Genomic DNA, 16314 nt, shown 5'->3' with positions numbered 1-16314 from the left:
CTATGGGGGAAGCCATCGAACTGACCGTAGCTATGCCCCTTTCCTGGCTGCCCATTATTTCTGATTATACCCGTACGGCAGAAAAGCCCATCAAAGCGACGGCCACCAGCTGCGGTGCCTACTTTATAGCGAGTACCTGGATGTTTGTCATCGGCATGGGGGCAGCTCTGTACACGGGACAGGATGACATTGCCGCCATTATGCTTCAGGCAGGGATGGGGCTGATCGGCATCCTGATCATTCTCCTGTCCACTGTGACGACGACCTTCCTCGATGCCTTTTCCGCCGGTGTCAGCGGCCGCAGCCTGATCCCCCAGGTTTCCGATACGGTCCTGGCCCTTATCGCCTGTGCCGGCGGTATGGTCCTGGCCATTGCTGTCGATGCCAGCCGGTTTGAAGATTTCCTCTATCTCATCGGATCAGTCTTTGCGCCCATGACGGCTATCCTCCTTTCGGATTACTTTATCCTGCGGCAGGACCATAGCAGTCAGAATGTCTGCTGGATTAATCTGATTCTCTGGATAGCGGGCTTTGCCCTGTACCGGGCACTCCTCGACGTGCAGACGCCGTGGGGGATTACCTTCCCGGTCATCGTACTGGTCATGCTGGCCAGTGCCATCATTCATAAACTGTTGCCGGCCAGAGCGTAAGGGCCGTGCCATAGCGCTCCGGCGCCGGATAAGCGAAACGGGCCGGTATACCATGGATAAACGTATTCATGGTATACCGGCCCGTTTTTTATAGCTGTCATGATTGCCGGAATGATAGGAAAAGGGCCTGGCACCTAGTGGCGTCAGGCCCTGGACAAAGGGGGTTATTGGATATCAATCGTGCCTGATTGTTCCTGCGTCTGGGGGTTGAGTTTCGGCAGGCCGATTTTCAGGACACCATTGCGGAAAGCTGCTTTAATGCCGGATTTGTCAATATTGTGGATGACAAACTGGCGCTGGAACGCTGTATTCATCCGTTCTCTGCATACATAACTCGTCTGATGCTGTGCATCATGCTGGTCTTCTTTATGCTGGGCGGCAATAGTCAGGACATCGTTGTCATAGGTGACGCTGATGTCTTCTTTATTGACACCGGGCAGATCCGTCGTCACAATATAAGCGGTACCCGTGTCTTCAATATCGCATTTCGGCATGCTCATCTGCGGCATACGGGAGAAAAAGCCGTCATTAAAGAAATCATCAAATACACTCGGAATAGCAAAATCATTGTTTAATACTGGAAATAAGTCTCTCATAATAATACCTTCTTTCGTAATTGGTAATGCCTGAGATCATTATTTACAGGTCTGTGCATTGCTTCTGTTCTTTTGACCTTTCCTTGTAATCTTCTTACTTCCGATTACACTTGTATTATACGTCTTGTTAGCCACAATGTCAATAGAGTGCTAAGAAAAATTATTATTTTTAAAAAATATCCCTGAAGCCCCCGTTGTGGGAAATTTTCAGGGATATCTTGCATCGTGTTACCTTTTGGCATGGCTGGCAGACCAGATGGTCGTATGACCGGGCAGTGAGATATGATCCGGCATCTGGCCGTACAGGGCATAATAGCGGCTGGCCAGAGCCGTATCGTGATTCTGGTCGATGATGATCAGCTTCGGATTATTCTGCATGAGACTGTCGATGGGAGCCATGGGCATGACGTTTTTGGCATTCCAGTCCAGCTTTCCCGGCTGTAATTTCTCCAATTCACCGGAAGGTACGGCCCGGTATATCGTTTTGCCGCTATAAAACACGGCACTGGTGCTGTATCCTTTATAAAAGCAGATAGCCGTGTTGCTGGTGTCCATCTGGGCCAGAGTCTGACCGATGGTCTTGCCGGATTGGTGCAGCATGATGGGCGGAGCCGCCGTAAATGCGAGAATCGTATACAGGGCCCCGCCGGCCAGTGCGATTTTCCGGACAGGCAGATGCCAGTGCTGCAGCATGCCGGCACTCAGGATGGCGAGAGAAAATAAGGCGGGATAGGTATAGGTCGTGTATTTCGTGGCGACAAGAGTAAAGAAGATGAATGTTACGGCAGCATACAGGGCGAGCAGCAGCGCGCAGGAATCACTGCCTGCAAAGGGCATACGGCGTTCTTTCCTGTATTTCCAGAGAGCCCAGGGCCAGGTAAAACTCCAGGGGGCAAAACCGGAAAAAAAGATGATGATATAGAAATACCAGACGTTTTTGCTGCCGTGTTCCGGAACGGTTGCCCGGAGAAAATTGTGGACACCGAAGAAGTTCAGGAGAAAATCCGATCCATGAACCTTGTACATGAAGCCGTACCAGAGACCGGTGATGACGAAGAAAAGGACCATGCCGCTCAACAGATGGACGTGGAGCAGTTCTTTCAGGTCATGGCGCAGGATGAGAAATATCAGGGCAGCCAGTGCCGGCAGGGCCAGTCCTATGGGACCTTTGGTCAGTACTGCCAGGGCGGCCATGACATAGGCGGCCCAGTACCAGCGGCGGTTTTCCCTATAGCCGAGGTAGAAGAAGGACAGGCTGGCACTCATGAAGAGGAATAACGTCGCATCGGTGATGACTGCCTTGGAGAGAAGCCAGCATTCGACGCTGGTCATGAGGATGATAGCGGCAGAAAAGGCAAGAGACCGGCCGTATATCCGGGCGGTGAACCAGTATGTGAACAGTACACCTGCCGTCCCCATCAGCGCCGACGGAAGTCGTGCCGCAAATTCTGTAAAACCAAATACGGAAAAGGAAAGGGCCAGTTCCCAGTAATAGAAAATAGGCTTATCATACCAGTAATGGCCGTATATCTGAGGCGATAGCCAGTCGCCGGAGAGGACCATTTCCTTTGCTGTCAGGGCGTAATTCGATTCGGCGGAATCGGTAATCGCCAGAAACGAATTGGCCGCCAGAAACAGGACGAGCGCACAGATGCTGAGAACTACATAGGGATGCCGTTCGATGTACTTCATACCATAACCTTCTTTCTGCAAGATAGGTTTATGGTACCAGAGAAATGTTATAAAAAGCGTAAGGACATTTAAAGAAAATATAAGAAGTGTTAAATAAAAATTAAACAGAAAAAACGGTCATTGCAACCGGGGCGGACGGATAGTAAGATAGAACGGGAGGGATGATTGTGACTATAAAAAAACGCCTGATCCTATCGCATATACTCGTCTTCGTCGTACCCATACTCATGACGGCCATCCTGTTTCTGATGGCTGCCGGCGGACTCTGGCTTTTTACGCAGAGTGGAAACCACGTCTACGTCGAAAGTTCCACCCAGTTTAACCGGGCCAGCGATGTGGTCCATCATTTCGTGTTCCGGGCCCTGCGCAGCAGCGGTGATGATCCGGAACATTATAAATGGATCATTGAAATGCTGTCGCCGGAACAGAGTTACGTCGTACTGGAAAAAGACGGCGGCCGTATTTACGAATACGGCAATGGCCAGCTTGCCGGCATGATGAAAGACATTCCCCGTGATATCCGGGAACGTCCGTTTTTCAGCCAGAAGCGGGATACATACGTCCATGCCGATACGGGGCAGTTTTATTATATGGAAAAACAATATATCAATGATTCGCTGTATCATTTGTATTTTGTCAGCCGGCAGATGCCTCATGGTACGGATGATGCCGTGGAACATGCTACCCAGGGAACGCTCTTTGCCATCTTTCTCGCCTTTTTCCTGCTCCTGGCCGGGACCATTTTCTTCCTGACGCGGTTTGTACTGCGCTATATTTTGCAGGCGCTCCGGCTGCTTCAGAACGGATCGGATCAGGTGCGGCAGGGAAATCTCACCTGCCGCCTGACCTACAACCATATGGATGAAGTAGCGCCCGTCGTCGATACCTTCAATATCATGACGGAAGAACTGGAACGGTCGCTGCAGGAACGGACGCGGCAGGAAGAAAACAGAAAGGAACTCATTGCCAGCATGTCCCACGACATCCGCACGCCCCTCACGGCTATCCGTGCCTATATTGAAGGGCTGGCTGACAACGTGGCCAATACGCCGGAACGGCGCAGACACTATATTGAGGTCATCCAGAAAAAGACAGAAGATATGAGCCGCATGATTGACCAGCTGTTCCTCTTTTCTAAAATGGATCTGGGAGAAAAAGCATTGCCTCTACAGTCACTAGAGCTAAATGAAGTAATTTCTGATATAATAGAAGAAAATAAAGAAGGCTGGCAGTGTCATCAGGCTCTGGTAGTGTGGCAGCGTTCCCCAGAGAAACTGCCTGTGATCGGAAGCCGGGAAGTATGGCAGCGCATCATGACGAATCTGGTGGCCAATAGTATAAAATATAAAACAGAAGAAGATGTACATATCCGTATCCGCGCATGGAGGCAGGATAACACGGCCTGCCTGGAAGTCGCCGATGACGGGCCGGGTGTGCCGGAAGAAGCGCTGACGCGCCTGGCAGAGCCGTTTTACCGGACGGATAAGGCGCGGAGCCGTACTGGTGATGGCAGCGGCCTGGGCCTTTCTATCGTCGCAAGGGGGATGCAGCTCATGGGCGGGACCGTCATTTTTCTGCCGGTCCATCCTCATGGCTTATGTGTACATATGGAACTGCCTGCCGGGGGAGATGCTCTATGAATGAACGTATTTTAATAATAGAAGATGATCAGGATATTGCCTTTATTGAAAAAGATTACCTGGAAATGAGCGGATATACCGTCGTCATTGCCTCTGACGGGCTGGCCGGGCTGAACGAAGCGCTGAGTGGCACGTACCAGCTGGTACTTCTCGATGTCATGCTGCCCGGCATGGACGGGTTTGAAGTCTGCCGCCGCCTGCGGGACAAGGTGGATATCCCTATTATGATCGTCACGGCCAAGCGGGAAGATATCGACAAAATCCGGGGACTCGGCTTCGGTGCCGACGACTACGTGGAAAAGCCTTTTTCACCGAGCGTCCTCGTGGCCCGGGTCAAATCCCAGCTGGCCCAGTACCAGCGCCTGAAAGGGTCATCGCTCAGGAAAAAATCGCGCATTACTCTGGGAAATATTTCCCTCGACCCTGATACACACCGGGTATTTGTGGGAAATAAGGAAAAAGTCCTGCCCAATAAAGAATTCCAGGTATTGGAATTTCTTATGGTCAATGCCGATATGGTATTCAGCAAGGAAACGATTTATGACAAGATATGGGGCATGGATTCCCTGGGCAATACGGCCACGGTGCCGGTCCATATCAACCGCCTCCGGGAAGCCATCGAAAAAGATCCCAATAAGCCGTGCCATCTGCTCACCATATGGGGCGTAGGGTATAAGTTTAAGCCATAACAGGCACGGAATCCGTGAAAAATACTGGATGAAAGATTCCTTCCTATGGTATAATTGAAGCTACCATTTAGTTTTTTGGGGGGTATAGTATATGGAATTGGAAATGGAGTTCATCAGGAAACTGCCGTCGCCGCAGGAACTGAAAGAAGATTATCCGGTCGAGCCGGCCATTTATGAAACGAAACGCCGGCGCGACGAAGAAATTAAAGATATCCTTACGGGCAAAGATTCCCGTTTCCTGCTCATCATCGGGCCCTGCTCTGCCGATAATGAAGAAGCCGTCGTGGACTACGCACACCGCCTGGCCCGCGTGCAGGAACAGGTCAAGGACACGATTTATATCATTCCCCGCGTATATACCAATAAACCGCGTACCATCGGGGTAGGGTACAAGGGAATGCTGCACCAGCCAGATCCGGAAGGTAAAGAAGACATGCTGGCCGGCATCATCGCTATCCGCGATATGCACATGCGGGTCATCAGGGAAACGGGATTTACCTGTGCAGAAGAAATCCTCTATCCGGAAAACCACCGGTATTTATCGGACTTATTATCCTATGCCGCCATCGGGGCCCGTTCGGTCGAAGATCAGCTGCACCGTATGATTGCCAGCGGCGTCGGTATTCCTGTAGGAATGAAAAACCCGACATCGGGTGATATTTCCGTCATGCTCAATTCTATCGCCGCAGCCCAGCATGAACAGCAGTTCCTGTTCCGCGGCTGGGAAGTCAAGACGTTGGGGAATCCGCTGACCCATGCGATCCTGCGTGGCTATGTGGATAAATTCGGCAAAAGCCTTCCCAACTATCATTATGAAGACTTGCAGCGCCTGTTCGAAGAATATGGCAAACGGGACCTGGAAAATCCGGCCGTCATCATCGATGTCAATCATGCCAACTCAGGTAAACAATATCTGGAACAGATCCGCATTTCCAATGACGTCCTCTACAGCCGTCATATGAATAAGGACATCAAAAAGATGGTAAAAGGACTGATGATTGAAAGCTATATTGAAGACGGAAACCAGAAAATCAGTGATGGCGTATATGGCAAATCGATTACTGACCCCTGCCTGGGCTGGGAAAAAACAGAAGCACTGATTCTGGAACTGGCAGACCGCGTAGATTACTAATCTAAATTTCAGATATAAGGAGATAACATTCATGCTTAAACAGATTTCTCTCTTCACGGCAAATACAAATGGCGCCCTGGGCCGGGTTACAGATGTGCTGGCTAAGGCAAATATCAATATTTACACCATACTGGCCAATGACAGTGCCGAATTCGGCATCCTCCGCATGATCGTAGATGACTCGGAAAAAGCGCAGGAAGAACTGGTCAAAGCGGGCTATCAGTGCCGCATCGACAAAGTACTGGCCATTGATATGGCATCGGATAAACCAGGCACACTGAACAAAATCCTGTCCAACCTGAGCCGGGCCAACGTATTCGTCAAATACTGCTACATTTCCTTTGACCGGGAAACATCCTCTCCCATAGCAGTTCTTAAAACAGACGAACCGGAAACGGAAACTTTTCTCAAAGGCAAAGGCTATCGCCTGTTAGACCGCTTCTGATGCGGCGTGTGTTTGTCCAGTCTTTCCTTTCGTGTGATAATACTAAAAAAGGAGATAGCCCGGTGGCAGCACATCGGCTCTCCTCTATTGATGTTGATTGAAGAAGACCGTGTACCGCGAGGTATGCGGTCTTTTTCAGTTTACAATCTACATAATCCATGCATTTTTGTGGCAAAAGCAGGATGGTTCATTGTATAATAAAGGTAAATGGTCAATGAAGGAATCGATATCTATGGTGATATCTTGATACATGTAACGTGACGATAAAAAATTATGCAATGTATTCCGGAGGTGGTCGTCGTGGCAGGAGAACGGGCCGTGCAGGGTGTCAGCCCGGATATGCTTATGGAGGCAATGGATGCCGTAACCGATGGCGTCGTCATTGTCGATACGGATTCGCGGATTGTGTATTTAAATGAAGCGTATACGCATATTTTGAACGTAAAAAAAGAAAAAGTGTTATACCGGCGCATGGATGAAATTGAACCGGGAGCGGTCATATTGGATACGCTGATGGATCATAAGCCGCGGCTGCATCAGTTTGTTGAGGTACGGACGCGGGGAAAGAAGATTCTCGTCAACATTACGCCGATCTTTAAGGAAGGCGTCTTTTGTGGTGCCATATCGGTATTTAAAGATATTACGGAAATTACAGTAGTGCAGCGGGAACTGGAGAAGACCCAGCGCCTGAGTCATTCCATATTTAAAGCCTTGTCAACGGAGAAGCCGTCATTGCCAAGGGAATTTTCTCATATTATCGGCGAAGACCCGGCCTTTTTGCGCTGTTTGAAAATGGCGGAAATCGTGGCGCCGACGGATGCGACGGTCCTCATCGAAGGGGAAAGCGGAGCCGGGAAGGAAGTTTTCGTGCAGGCCATCCGCAGCCTGAGCGGCAAACGGAGTTATCCGTTTGTCAGCATGAATTGTTCGGCCATTCCCGAAACGCTGATTGAGAGCGAACTTTTTGGTTATACGTCGGGGTCTTTTACGGGTGCTTCCCGGGGCGGTAAAGCTGGCAAGTTTGAACTGGCTGATGGCGGTACGATTTTTCTCGATGAAATCGGCGAGATGCCCTTATTCATGCAGTCTAAATTATTGCGGGTTCTCCAGTCCGGAGAAATCCAGAAGATAGGGTCCGACAAAGTACAGAAAGTGGATGTCCGGGTCATTGCGGCGACGAACCGGAATCTGAAACAGATGGTAGAAGACGGGAAATTCCGGGAAGATTTGTATTTCCGCCTCAATACCTTTAAAATTGTCATACCGCCCCTGCGCAGACGGCGGAAAGATATCCTGCTCCTGGCAAACCATTTCCTGGATATTTTTTCAGAAAAATATCATAAGCACCTGTCTTTTTCTCCCGGTACGGCAGCCGTATTGCAGAAGAGTCCCTGGTCGGGAAATGTCCGGCAACTCGAAAGCTGCGTAGAATATGCCGTCATCGTCGCAGGAGGGAGTGTGATCCTGCCGGAAGATCTGCCTGACGAACTGCTGCAGGGACAGAGCCGGGATGGATATACGGCAGAATTGCCTGAAAAAGAACAGAGAGCTCCGTCCGGCCAGGAGCAGAATGTATCGCCGCTTCGGATGGATATTCAGCAGATTGAACGGGAACGGATGCGTGAAGCCCTGGAAAAAGCACAGGGAAACAAGACGAAAGCCATGGAATTATTGGGCATCAGCCGGCGGACTTTTTATAAAAAATATAAATTATATGGTTTTTCCAATGATTTGTATACTAAGTAAACATTATGTGTATACCTAGTATACAAAAGAAACAGCCAGTGTATACAACGAGGAGTGGATACGCTGGCTGTTTCTGTGTCAAAAGGGCATATTATGGATGGTTTCCGCGTATACTTCCGGAAAAATTTATTGGCATTATAATTTCATGTAAAATGGTGAAAGCAATGTGTTACAGTCATGACTTGCATATACTTATTATCACAACTATTTATGAAAAGAGGTTACGTTATGATGAAAACAATCCGGATCGGCGGAGGCCAGGGGTTCTGGGGCGATCTGAGCGATGCCCCCATTACGATGGCACGGGAAGACAATCTTGATTATATCTGCTGTGATTATCTGGCAGAACTTACACTCTCTATTATGCGGCGCCAGCAGGAAAAACGGCCTGAAGCCGGCTATGCCCGCGATTTCATCACGGCTCTAAAAGGTATGCTTCCCTATCTTGCCGAAAAAGGGACCAAGGTCATTACCAATGCCGGTGGCATGAATGTCAAAGCCTGCGTGGAAAAAGCAAAAGAAGCCATCCGCGAAGGCGGTTATCATTTGAAAGTCGGCTATGTACTAGGTGACGACGTGCGCGAACTGATTCCCCAGCTGCGTGCCCAGGGTATCACGATGAAACACATGGATACGGGTGAAGATATCGACCGCATCCTGCCCAATATGGTAAACGCTAACGTATATTACGGGGTAGAACCGATTGTCAAATGCCTGGAAGACGGAGCAGACATCATCATTCTCGGCCGCTCGACCGATACAGCTATGTTTGAAGCACCCCTCATTTATGAATTTGGCTGGAAACTCGACGACTGGACAGCCAAAGCTACGGGCATCCTGGCAGGCCATCTCTGCGAATGTGGCGCCCAGGCGACCGGCGGCAACTATGACTACGACTGGGAACACGTGCCGAGCCCGGAAAACCTTGGCTATCCTATTGCCGAAATCAGCGAAAAAGGCAGCCTCGTCCTGACGAAGACGAAGAATACCGGCGGCCTGGTTACGCCTCAGTCGGTCAAAGAACAGCTGCTCTATGAAATCCATGATCCATCCAAATACATTACTCCCGATGTCGTCGCCGATTTCAGCAAGATTACACTGGAAGAAATCGAACGGGATCACGTAGCCGTCCGCGGTGTTACCGGTACACCGGCTCCGGATACACTAAAACTCTGCGTTGGTTATCTGGAAGGGTACCGTACCATTGCCTACCTGCCCTATTCCTGGCCGCGCGCTTACGACAAGGCAAAGATGGCTGCCGATATCCTCGACAAACGGCTTGCCATGAAGAATGCTAAAATCATCCGCAAGAACATCAGCTACCTCGGCGTCAATGCCCTCCATGGACCGCTGGCTCCGGAAATCGATGCCGACCTCAATGAAGTCGTTCTCCGCTACGCCATCATGACGGAATCGAAAAAAGAAGGCCTGAAACTGACGCCGGAAGTAGCGGCTGTCAGCAATCTGAACGGCCCGGCACAGGGCTGCTTCTTCGGCGGCCGTAGCCGTCCCAGTGAAGTATTTGCTCTCTGGCCGACACTGATTCCGCGCGACGCCATCAAACTTACGACATTTGTTGAGGAGGTCTGAAATCATGAAAGTACAATTAAAAGATATCGCCCATGGCCGCTGTGGCGATAAAAGCGATACATCCAATATCTGCATCTATGCACGGAAACCCCAGTATTATAAAGCGATGGAAAAACAACTGACGGCTGATGCCGTGCGCCGTCATTTCGAAGGACTCGTATTCGGCGATGTCGTACGTTACGACGTCCCCCAGCTGGACGGCTTCAACTTCGTCATGCATCATGCCCTCGATGGCGGTGCGACCCGTTCCCTGCGCCTGGACACACTGGGAAAATGCATGGAAGCTGCTCTTCTCAGAATGTATATTGAAATTGATGATGAATAATTAGTATACTACAAATATATCGATATGAATTTAATTTTATAAATAAAAGGAGATAAATATCATGAAGACAAATCAGTATTCGGGATTTCATAAACTTACAATGGAACAGCGTGCTCAGGAAGTAGCAGAATTTGCAGGTCTGACAGCGGAAGAACTGGCGCATATTACGAAACCAGGTGCACTTTCGGACAATGTAGCTGATAAATGTATTGAAAACGTTATTGGAACGTATCAGTTGCCCATGGGGATTGCTATGAATTTTGTTATTGATGGACAAGAGCGGCTAATTCCCATGGTTGTCGAAGAAGCTTCTATTGTTGCGGCGGCTTCCAATGCGGCTAAAATGGCTAGACCGAGCGGGGGGTTTTATACCAGCTATACAGGAAATATTATGATTGCCCAGGTTCAGGTAGTAGGCGTTTCTAATCCACATTTTGCATGCCACTCTATCTTGCATCATAAAGAAGAAATATTAGCGGCTGCCAATGCAAAAGATCCTATACTAGTGAAAATTACGGGTGGGGCCAAAGATGTCGAAGTCAGGGTTATTGATACACTGATTGGTCCTATGGTTATTGCGCATCTGATTGTTGATACAGGAGATGCTATGGGGGCGAATGCCGTTAACACAATGGCAGAAGCAGTAGCACCACTCATTGAACAAATTACGCATGGTACGGTCAAACTTCGGATCTTATCTAACCTTGCTGCCTACAGATTAGCACGGGCGACAGCCACTTTTTATAAAGACGCTATTGGTGGAGACTCTGTGGTTGATGGCATTATTGCCGCATATGCCTTTGCTGAAGCCGATCCGTTCCGTGCAGCAACTAGTAATAAAGGAATCATGAATGGTATGGATCCTGTTGTAGTTGCAACGGGTAATGACTGGCGTGGTATGGAAGCGGCAGCACATTCATATATGTATTATAAATATGGAAAATATACTTCTATGACACGATGGGAAAAAGATGCCGATGGAAATCTGACCGGGGCCATTGAGATTCCTATGATGGTGGGCCTTGTCGGCGGTGCAACCAAGATTCATCCGGCAGCTCAGGCGGCTATTAAGATTCTCGGTGTCAAAACGGCAGAAGAATTAGCCCGTATCATTGCAGCAGTGGGGCTGGCACAGAACTTTGCAGCTATGCGTGCGCTTGCAACAGATGGTATTCAAAAAGGCCATATGAAATTACATGCCAGAAACATTGCAACAGTAGCAGGTGCAACCGGAGATATGCTGGATAAAGTAGTAGCCAGGATGGTAGCTGATAAAAAGATTTCTGTTGAATATGCCAAAGAACTGATTGCCAAATTATAAAATAAGGAGGCTCCTGCAATGAAACAAGGATACTTAGCAGATATATGGGGAGATACGGTCGATCTGCATGACTTAGGCAAGGGGATTATTATTGGGATTATTATCAGCCTCAGTTGTTATTTAGGTGCAAATAAAGTGATTGCTATGCAGGCTCCGGATATGGCTGAAAAATTGGTTTCCGCATATTCCCTGTTGTTCGGAATTGGGGGATGTGTCATTTCCGCCATTGTGTCTGCCAATTTGTTTAAACCTAAACGGACACTGAATGAAGAACAGTTTTCTGAGCAGGACAGAGACCGTGTGCTAAAAGAATTGAATGTTGATGTTAAGAAGGAAAAAGAAGAACTAAAATACGCAGATCCAAAGGTACTTCAGGAAATGAAAGATTTAAAGTTATATGAATTATTTTATGGGCCGGAACGTACTGAACAAACCCCGAGCAGCCCGCCAAAAGGAGATGAAACATGATGGATGGCTTCGTATTCAATGATTTGCTCTGGGCCCTGGGGATGGCCTTGGCTGGTGGGATTATATTCTCCGGTGTAGGGTTGATTTCAGGTACAGATGAAACATCAACTATTGCGCCACTGACACTATTAATCGTATTGCTGGGGGTCCCGCCAGTTGCTATTTTTTCCTGGTTCATGGCGGCTGCTATATCGAAGCATATGATTCATGCCATTCCGACGGCGCTTATGGGTGTTCCTGGTGATACTATGGCTGTTCCTATGCTGGAAGATGCTTCAGTCTTACGGAAATTGGGTGTTCCACATATGGCCCTTCGTAAGATGATATCTGGCGGTATCATAGCCGCATTTCTGGCTTTGCCTATTAGTGTTGGTTTTGCTTCTCTGCTGGCACCGTTTGCGGATATTGTTAAAGCCTGGGCTCCTGTCGTATTTACGGTAGCGGCCATTATCATTGCCTATACTTCTGGAGGAAAATGGGCGAGCCTGTTTGCACTGATTCCGTTTGCTTTCTTTGTACAGGGATTAAATAAGATGGCTATTGCCAGTATCGGACATGGTGTATTTATCAGCATGTTCCTGGGGATTGCAATTGGTCCTATGTTTGCTGATTTGATGACTATATTGTCTCCGGGATCCCGGCATATCCTGCAGAGAAAATCGTCACGGGAATTCTGGCTGGCTCCTGAGTTAAAAACATGGAAGGGATATTTCCCAAATCCTTTTAAAATCCTGTCCAGACATCAGCTTTTGTACAATGCGTTGACAGCCGCTGTTTCAGCACTTACGTTTACCTTCAGCCCTGTAGGCATGACTGTTATGATGGGTGAGTTTGTAGGTGCCCGGATCAAAGGGTTATATCAGAGAATGACATCGACTCTGGCTGTCATGAATGGAACGACGGAAGCCACCTATATTGCAGAAACGGTTATCCCACTGCTGGCATTTGGCATTCCCCTCAGTCCTGTCGGATTGGGCCCGGCAGCACCGCTCTTCAATGCCCCGCCTGTCTTTTCCGCACAACCGGTTCATAATCTGCATAATTTTCTGACTCCTGTAGATTATCTGTTTTACGGGTATATCGGACTGGTTGTCGCATTTCTGGTTGCCTATCCATTTTCTATGAATTACGCTAGAAAAGCTAGTGCATGGGTTTTAAAGCATGTCAGTCAGGAAGCTATTATCAGTATGTTTTCTGGCCTGATTGTAGTTATCTCTTATTTTGAAGCAGGGCCGGTTGGAATTGCTATCGCAGTAACGATTGCTGTATTTGGCGGCATTTTGAATCGCTATTTCGGTGTACATACAGGTGTACAATATATGGTCTATTATGCATCGCCATGGCTCATGCTTACATTGTTAGGAATTAAGTAAAATATTTAAATGATTAAAAGCAAAGAAAGCCAGCGGTCTTATCTCAAGTGAGTCGGATCGTTGGCTTTTATTGCGGGGAGAATACAGATGACGGCTATTCTGGGCTTTGCTATTATTTTTATTACGGTGTTGCTTATTCTGAAAAAAATTATGAATCCTCTTCCTGCCTTTATCATTGTACCTGTCCTATGTGCCGTCATAGGAGGATATGGAGAGACGATATCAGATATTATCGTAAAAGGGATTTATATTGTAGCACCTATTGGTGTTATGTTCATTTTTGCTACATTATTTTTCGGGGTTATCCTGACAGCAGGTACGTTAAAACCGTATATGAACTTTTTTATCCGCGCTGCGGGCAGAAATCCAATCAAAATTTGCGTTGGACTTGGGCTCTTAACTTTTTTGGTACATACAAGTGGTAGTGGAGCAGTTACTTATATGTTGCTCATTCCTCCTATGATTTCTATTTTTGATATGTTGGGCATGCGGCGGATTACACTGACGACTATCATTGGTCTCAGTGCCGGATTGCAGAATACACAACCCTGGGGTGCGACGGCACAGCGATGTATGGCTGCTTTTCAGATTGGAATTAATGATTTATGGATTCCACTGGTTGTACCGCTGGGAGTGGGTATGTGTTGTATTGTTTGTATTGATGGCTTTCTGGGATGGCAGGAAAAGCGTAGAATTCCGGTAAATAAAATAATATTTAATGCGAAAAAAGAGAAAGAAAATCCATACGGTGCTTATGAGAGGCCCGGAAACGTTATGATGAATTCTTTTTTGGTAGTTGCAACGTTAGAAGGTCTCGTGAGTGGTTACCTATCATCGGTAGCTGTATTTATGATTGCTTTTTCGGTAGCTCTCCTTATTAATTATCCCAATCCGGAAGATCAGAAATTCATTATATCACATTATGCTAAAAATGCACTGACCATGTCTGGTGTCGTTTTTGCAACAGGCGTTCTTGTAGGAATCCTAAATGAAACGGGTATGATTACCGCTATGGCATATGCTATAGCGACTATTATCCCGGAAAGTATGGGAATACATCTACCACTCATTATGGGGATTGCATCAGTCCCTGCCAGTCTTATTTTTGATCCGTCGTCCTTTTATTTCGGAGTACTGCCCGTATTGGCAGAAGTGGGAAATTTGAATGGTGTCGATACAATGAGTATCGTACGGGCGGCTTTTCTCGGACAAATGAATATGGGCTTTTCCTTCAGTCCTTTAACGGGTAGTACGTTCGTATTAATGGGATTAAGTGGAGTAAGTTTGGCGGATCATCAAAAACACACCTTGCCCTGGGCCTTTTTGGTAACGTTGATTATGTTATCTACGGCTGTTTTTACAGGTAGTATTAATCTTTGATAATAAGAATAGATGATATATATTTTTTACCAATGCCGGCCTAATATATGATACAATAAAAAATAAATGAAATTAGATATAGCCGTATGGAGAGGTGGCAAAATGTCTGAACAGGATAATCATATCATGCAATGGCCCGATGGCAGGGTGCGGTGCCGGTGGTGCAATCCACAGAATCCGCTGTATATTGCCTATCATGATGCGGAGTGGGGTGTGCCCTGCCATGATGATCAGCGGTTGTTTGAGATGCTGGTCCTGGAAGGGTTTCAGGCCGGCCTTTCCTGGGAATGTGTTCTCAATAAGAGGGAAGGGTTCCGTCAGGCCTTTGACGGGTTCGATCCTTTGGTGATAGCCCGTTATCCCGATGAAAAATTAGAAGCGCTGCGGCACGATTCCCGCATTATACGGAATAAGCTGAAAATCAGGGCTGCCAGGACCAATGCCCGCGTCTTTCTGGCCATTCAGGCGGAGTGGGGCTGTTTTGATGCCTACTTGTGGCACTGGACGCAGGGGAAGGTCATATGTGAGCAGGGCTGTACCCGGTCTCTTCTGTCGGACCAGATTTCGGCGGACCTTAAGAAACGGGGCATGACCTTTGTCGGTACGACTATCATCTATGCCTACCTGCAGGCCATGGGCGTCATCTGCAGTCATGATGAGGGATGCTGGAAGCAGGTGCAGCATGCGGAAGACAGTCCGGTATGCCCATAAAAAACGAGGAGCTGTCGCATAAAGACAGCTCCCCGTTGAGTTTGAGTTTGCCGTTTGTAGTGGGGTGAACGTACCCCCGCCTACAGAGGCGGGAGCTTCCTGCTTCAACGAGAACAGCACTACAGCTCCGAGGAACTGCTGCGGCTTACACTCTCTCCACAGGCGTAGATTCCCGTGCGACCCACGGTACTTTATGCGTTATGTCAGGCAGATATTCGCCTAGCTTCTTCTCGTATATTTATCGCAGCGTTCTTATCTCTGTCATGATGACTGCCACATTTCGGGCAATCCCATTCTCGTATAGACAAATCTTTCGTTTCATTGTTCTGGTAACCACAAACATGGCATAGCTGACTGCTTGGATACCATTTGTCTATCTTGATAAGCTGTTTGCCTTGCCAAGCCAACTTATATTCCAACATGTTTGTGAACATATTCCAGCCATTGTCGGCTACGGACTTACCAAAACTGAATTTACCGCCTTTCTTGCGTTTAGCCATCGCCTTGACGCTGATATCCTCGATACCAATAGCATCATAGTGGTCTACCAAGTAGC

At 47.9% G+C, this 16314-nt stretch carries 16 protein-coding genes; 13 read left to right on the top strand and 3 right to left on the bottom strand.

Annotation, left to right across the window (positions count from 1 at the left end):
* On the top strand, window positions 1–650 hold a 650-nt coding region (locus tag B4H10_RS04100; RefSeq protein WP_292018234.1), incomplete at its 5' end, for a cytosine permease.
* Window positions 651–814: 164 nt separating this feature from the next.
* Here the strand turns inward: B4H10_RS04100 and B4H10_RS04095 are convergent.
* Complete coding sequence (locus tag B4H10_RS04095; protein WP_059076994.1) at window positions 815–1246, bottom strand: Hsp20/alpha crystallin family protein; 432 nt, start codon at window positions 1244–1246, stop codon at window positions 815–817.
* 228 nt (window positions 1247–1474) lie between these two features.
* Window positions 1475–2938 carry an ArnT family glycosyltransferase gene (locus tag B4H10_RS04090; protein WP_292018233.1) on the bottom strand — a complete coding sequence of 488 codons (1464 nt, stop codon included), beginning with the start codon at window positions 2936–2938 and terminating at the stop codon, window positions 1475–1477.
* Between the two features lie 167 nt (window positions 2939–3105).
* Here B4H10_RS04090 and B4H10_RS04085 point away from each other — a divergent pair, with 167 nt between their 5' ends.
* From B4H10_RS04085 to B4H10_RS04030, 12 genes are all read left to right on the top strand, one after another.
* Entirely contained in the window at window positions 3106–4578 is a 1473-nt protein-coding gene (locus B4H10_RS04085; RefSeq protein ID WP_292018232.1) for a sensor histidine kinase, read from the top strand.
* On the top strand, window positions 4575–5267 hold the full coding sequence (locus B4H10_RS04080) for a response regulator transcription factor (RefSeq protein WP_059076991.1): 693 nt from the start codon (window positions 4575–4577) through the stop codon (window positions 5265–5267). The genes B4H10_RS04085 and B4H10_RS04080 overlap by 4 nt, the downstream gene beginning before the upstream one ends.
* A gap of 91 nt (window positions 5268–5358) precedes the next feature.
* Window positions 5359–6399 (top strand): 3-deoxy-7-phosphoheptulonate synthase, encoded by a 1041-nt coding sequence (locus B4H10_RS04075; protein ID WP_059076990.1) that lies wholly within the window; start codon window positions 5359–5361, stop codon window positions 6397–6399.
* 31 nt (window positions 6400–6430) lie between these two features.
* A complete protein-coding gene (locus B4H10_RS04070) occupies window positions 6431–6844 on the top strand; it encodes an amino acid-binding protein (protein WP_059076989.1) in 414 nt (137 codons plus the stop codon).
* 300 nt (window positions 6845–7144) lie between these two features.
* On the top strand, window positions 7145–8590 hold the full coding sequence (locus tag B4H10_RS04065) for a sigma-54 interaction domain-containing protein (protein WP_292018231.1): 1446 nt from the start codon (window positions 7145–7147) through the stop codon (window positions 8588–8590).
* Between the two features lie 228 nt (window positions 8591–8818).
* Entirely contained in the window at window positions 8819–10180 is a 1362-nt protein-coding gene (locus tag B4H10_RS04060; RefSeq protein WP_257536626.1) for an acyclic terpene utilization AtuA family protein, read from the top strand.
* A 4-nt stretch (window positions 10181–10184) separates the two neighbouring features.
* Window positions 10185–10505: an AtuA-related protein gene (locus B4H10_RS04055; protein ID WP_199595676.1), complete on the top strand. Its 321-nt coding sequence runs from the start codon at window positions 10185–10187 to the stop codon at window positions 10503–10505.
* 61 nt (window positions 10506–10566) lie between these two features.
* A complete protein-coding gene (locus B4H10_RS04050; protein WP_113855361.1) occupies window positions 10567–11826 on the top strand; it encodes a hydroxymethylglutaryl-CoA reductase, degradative in 1260 nt (419 codons plus the stop codon).
* An 18-nt stretch (window positions 11827–11844) separates the two neighbouring features.
* Entirely contained in the window at window positions 11845–12294 is a 450-nt protein-coding gene (locus tag B4H10_RS04045; protein ID WP_113855362.1) for a hypothetical protein, read from the top strand.
* Window positions 12291–13667: a tripartite tricarboxylate transporter permease gene (locus B4H10_RS04040; protein ID WP_257536627.1), complete on the top strand. Its 1377-nt coding sequence runs from the start codon at window positions 12291–12293 to the stop codon at window positions 13665–13667. The genes B4H10_RS04045 and B4H10_RS04040 overlap by 4 nt, the downstream gene beginning before the upstream one ends.
* Window positions 13668–13754: 87 nt before the next feature.
* Complete coding sequence (locus tag B4H10_RS04035) at window positions 13755–15047, top strand: CitMHS family transporter (RefSeq protein WP_292018230.1); 1293 nt, start codon at window positions 13755–13757, stop codon at window positions 15045–15047.
* A gap of 102 nt (window positions 15048–15149) precedes the next feature.
* Window positions 15150–15758 (top strand): DNA-3-methyladenine glycosylase I, encoded by a 609-nt coding sequence (locus B4H10_RS04030; RefSeq protein ID WP_292018229.1) that lies wholly within the window; start codon window positions 15150–15152, stop codon window positions 15756–15758.
* 203 nt (window positions 15759–15961) lie between these two features.
* Here B4H10_RS04030 and B4H10_RS04025 read toward each other — a convergent pair.
* Window positions 15962–16314, bottom strand: a 353-nt coding sequence (locus tag B4H10_RS04025; protein WP_292018228.1) for an RNA-guided endonuclease TnpB family protein, incomplete at its 5' end; no start/stop codon positions are given.

It is taken from the genome of Megasphaera sp. UBA4382 (assembly GCF_002391155.1).
Lineage (GTDB): Bacteria > Bacillota > Negativicutes > Veillonellales > Megasphaeraceae > Megasphaera > Megasphaera hexanoica.
Note: the sequence above shows the minus strand (reverse complement) of the source record. Positions and strands in the feature narration are given on the sequence as shown.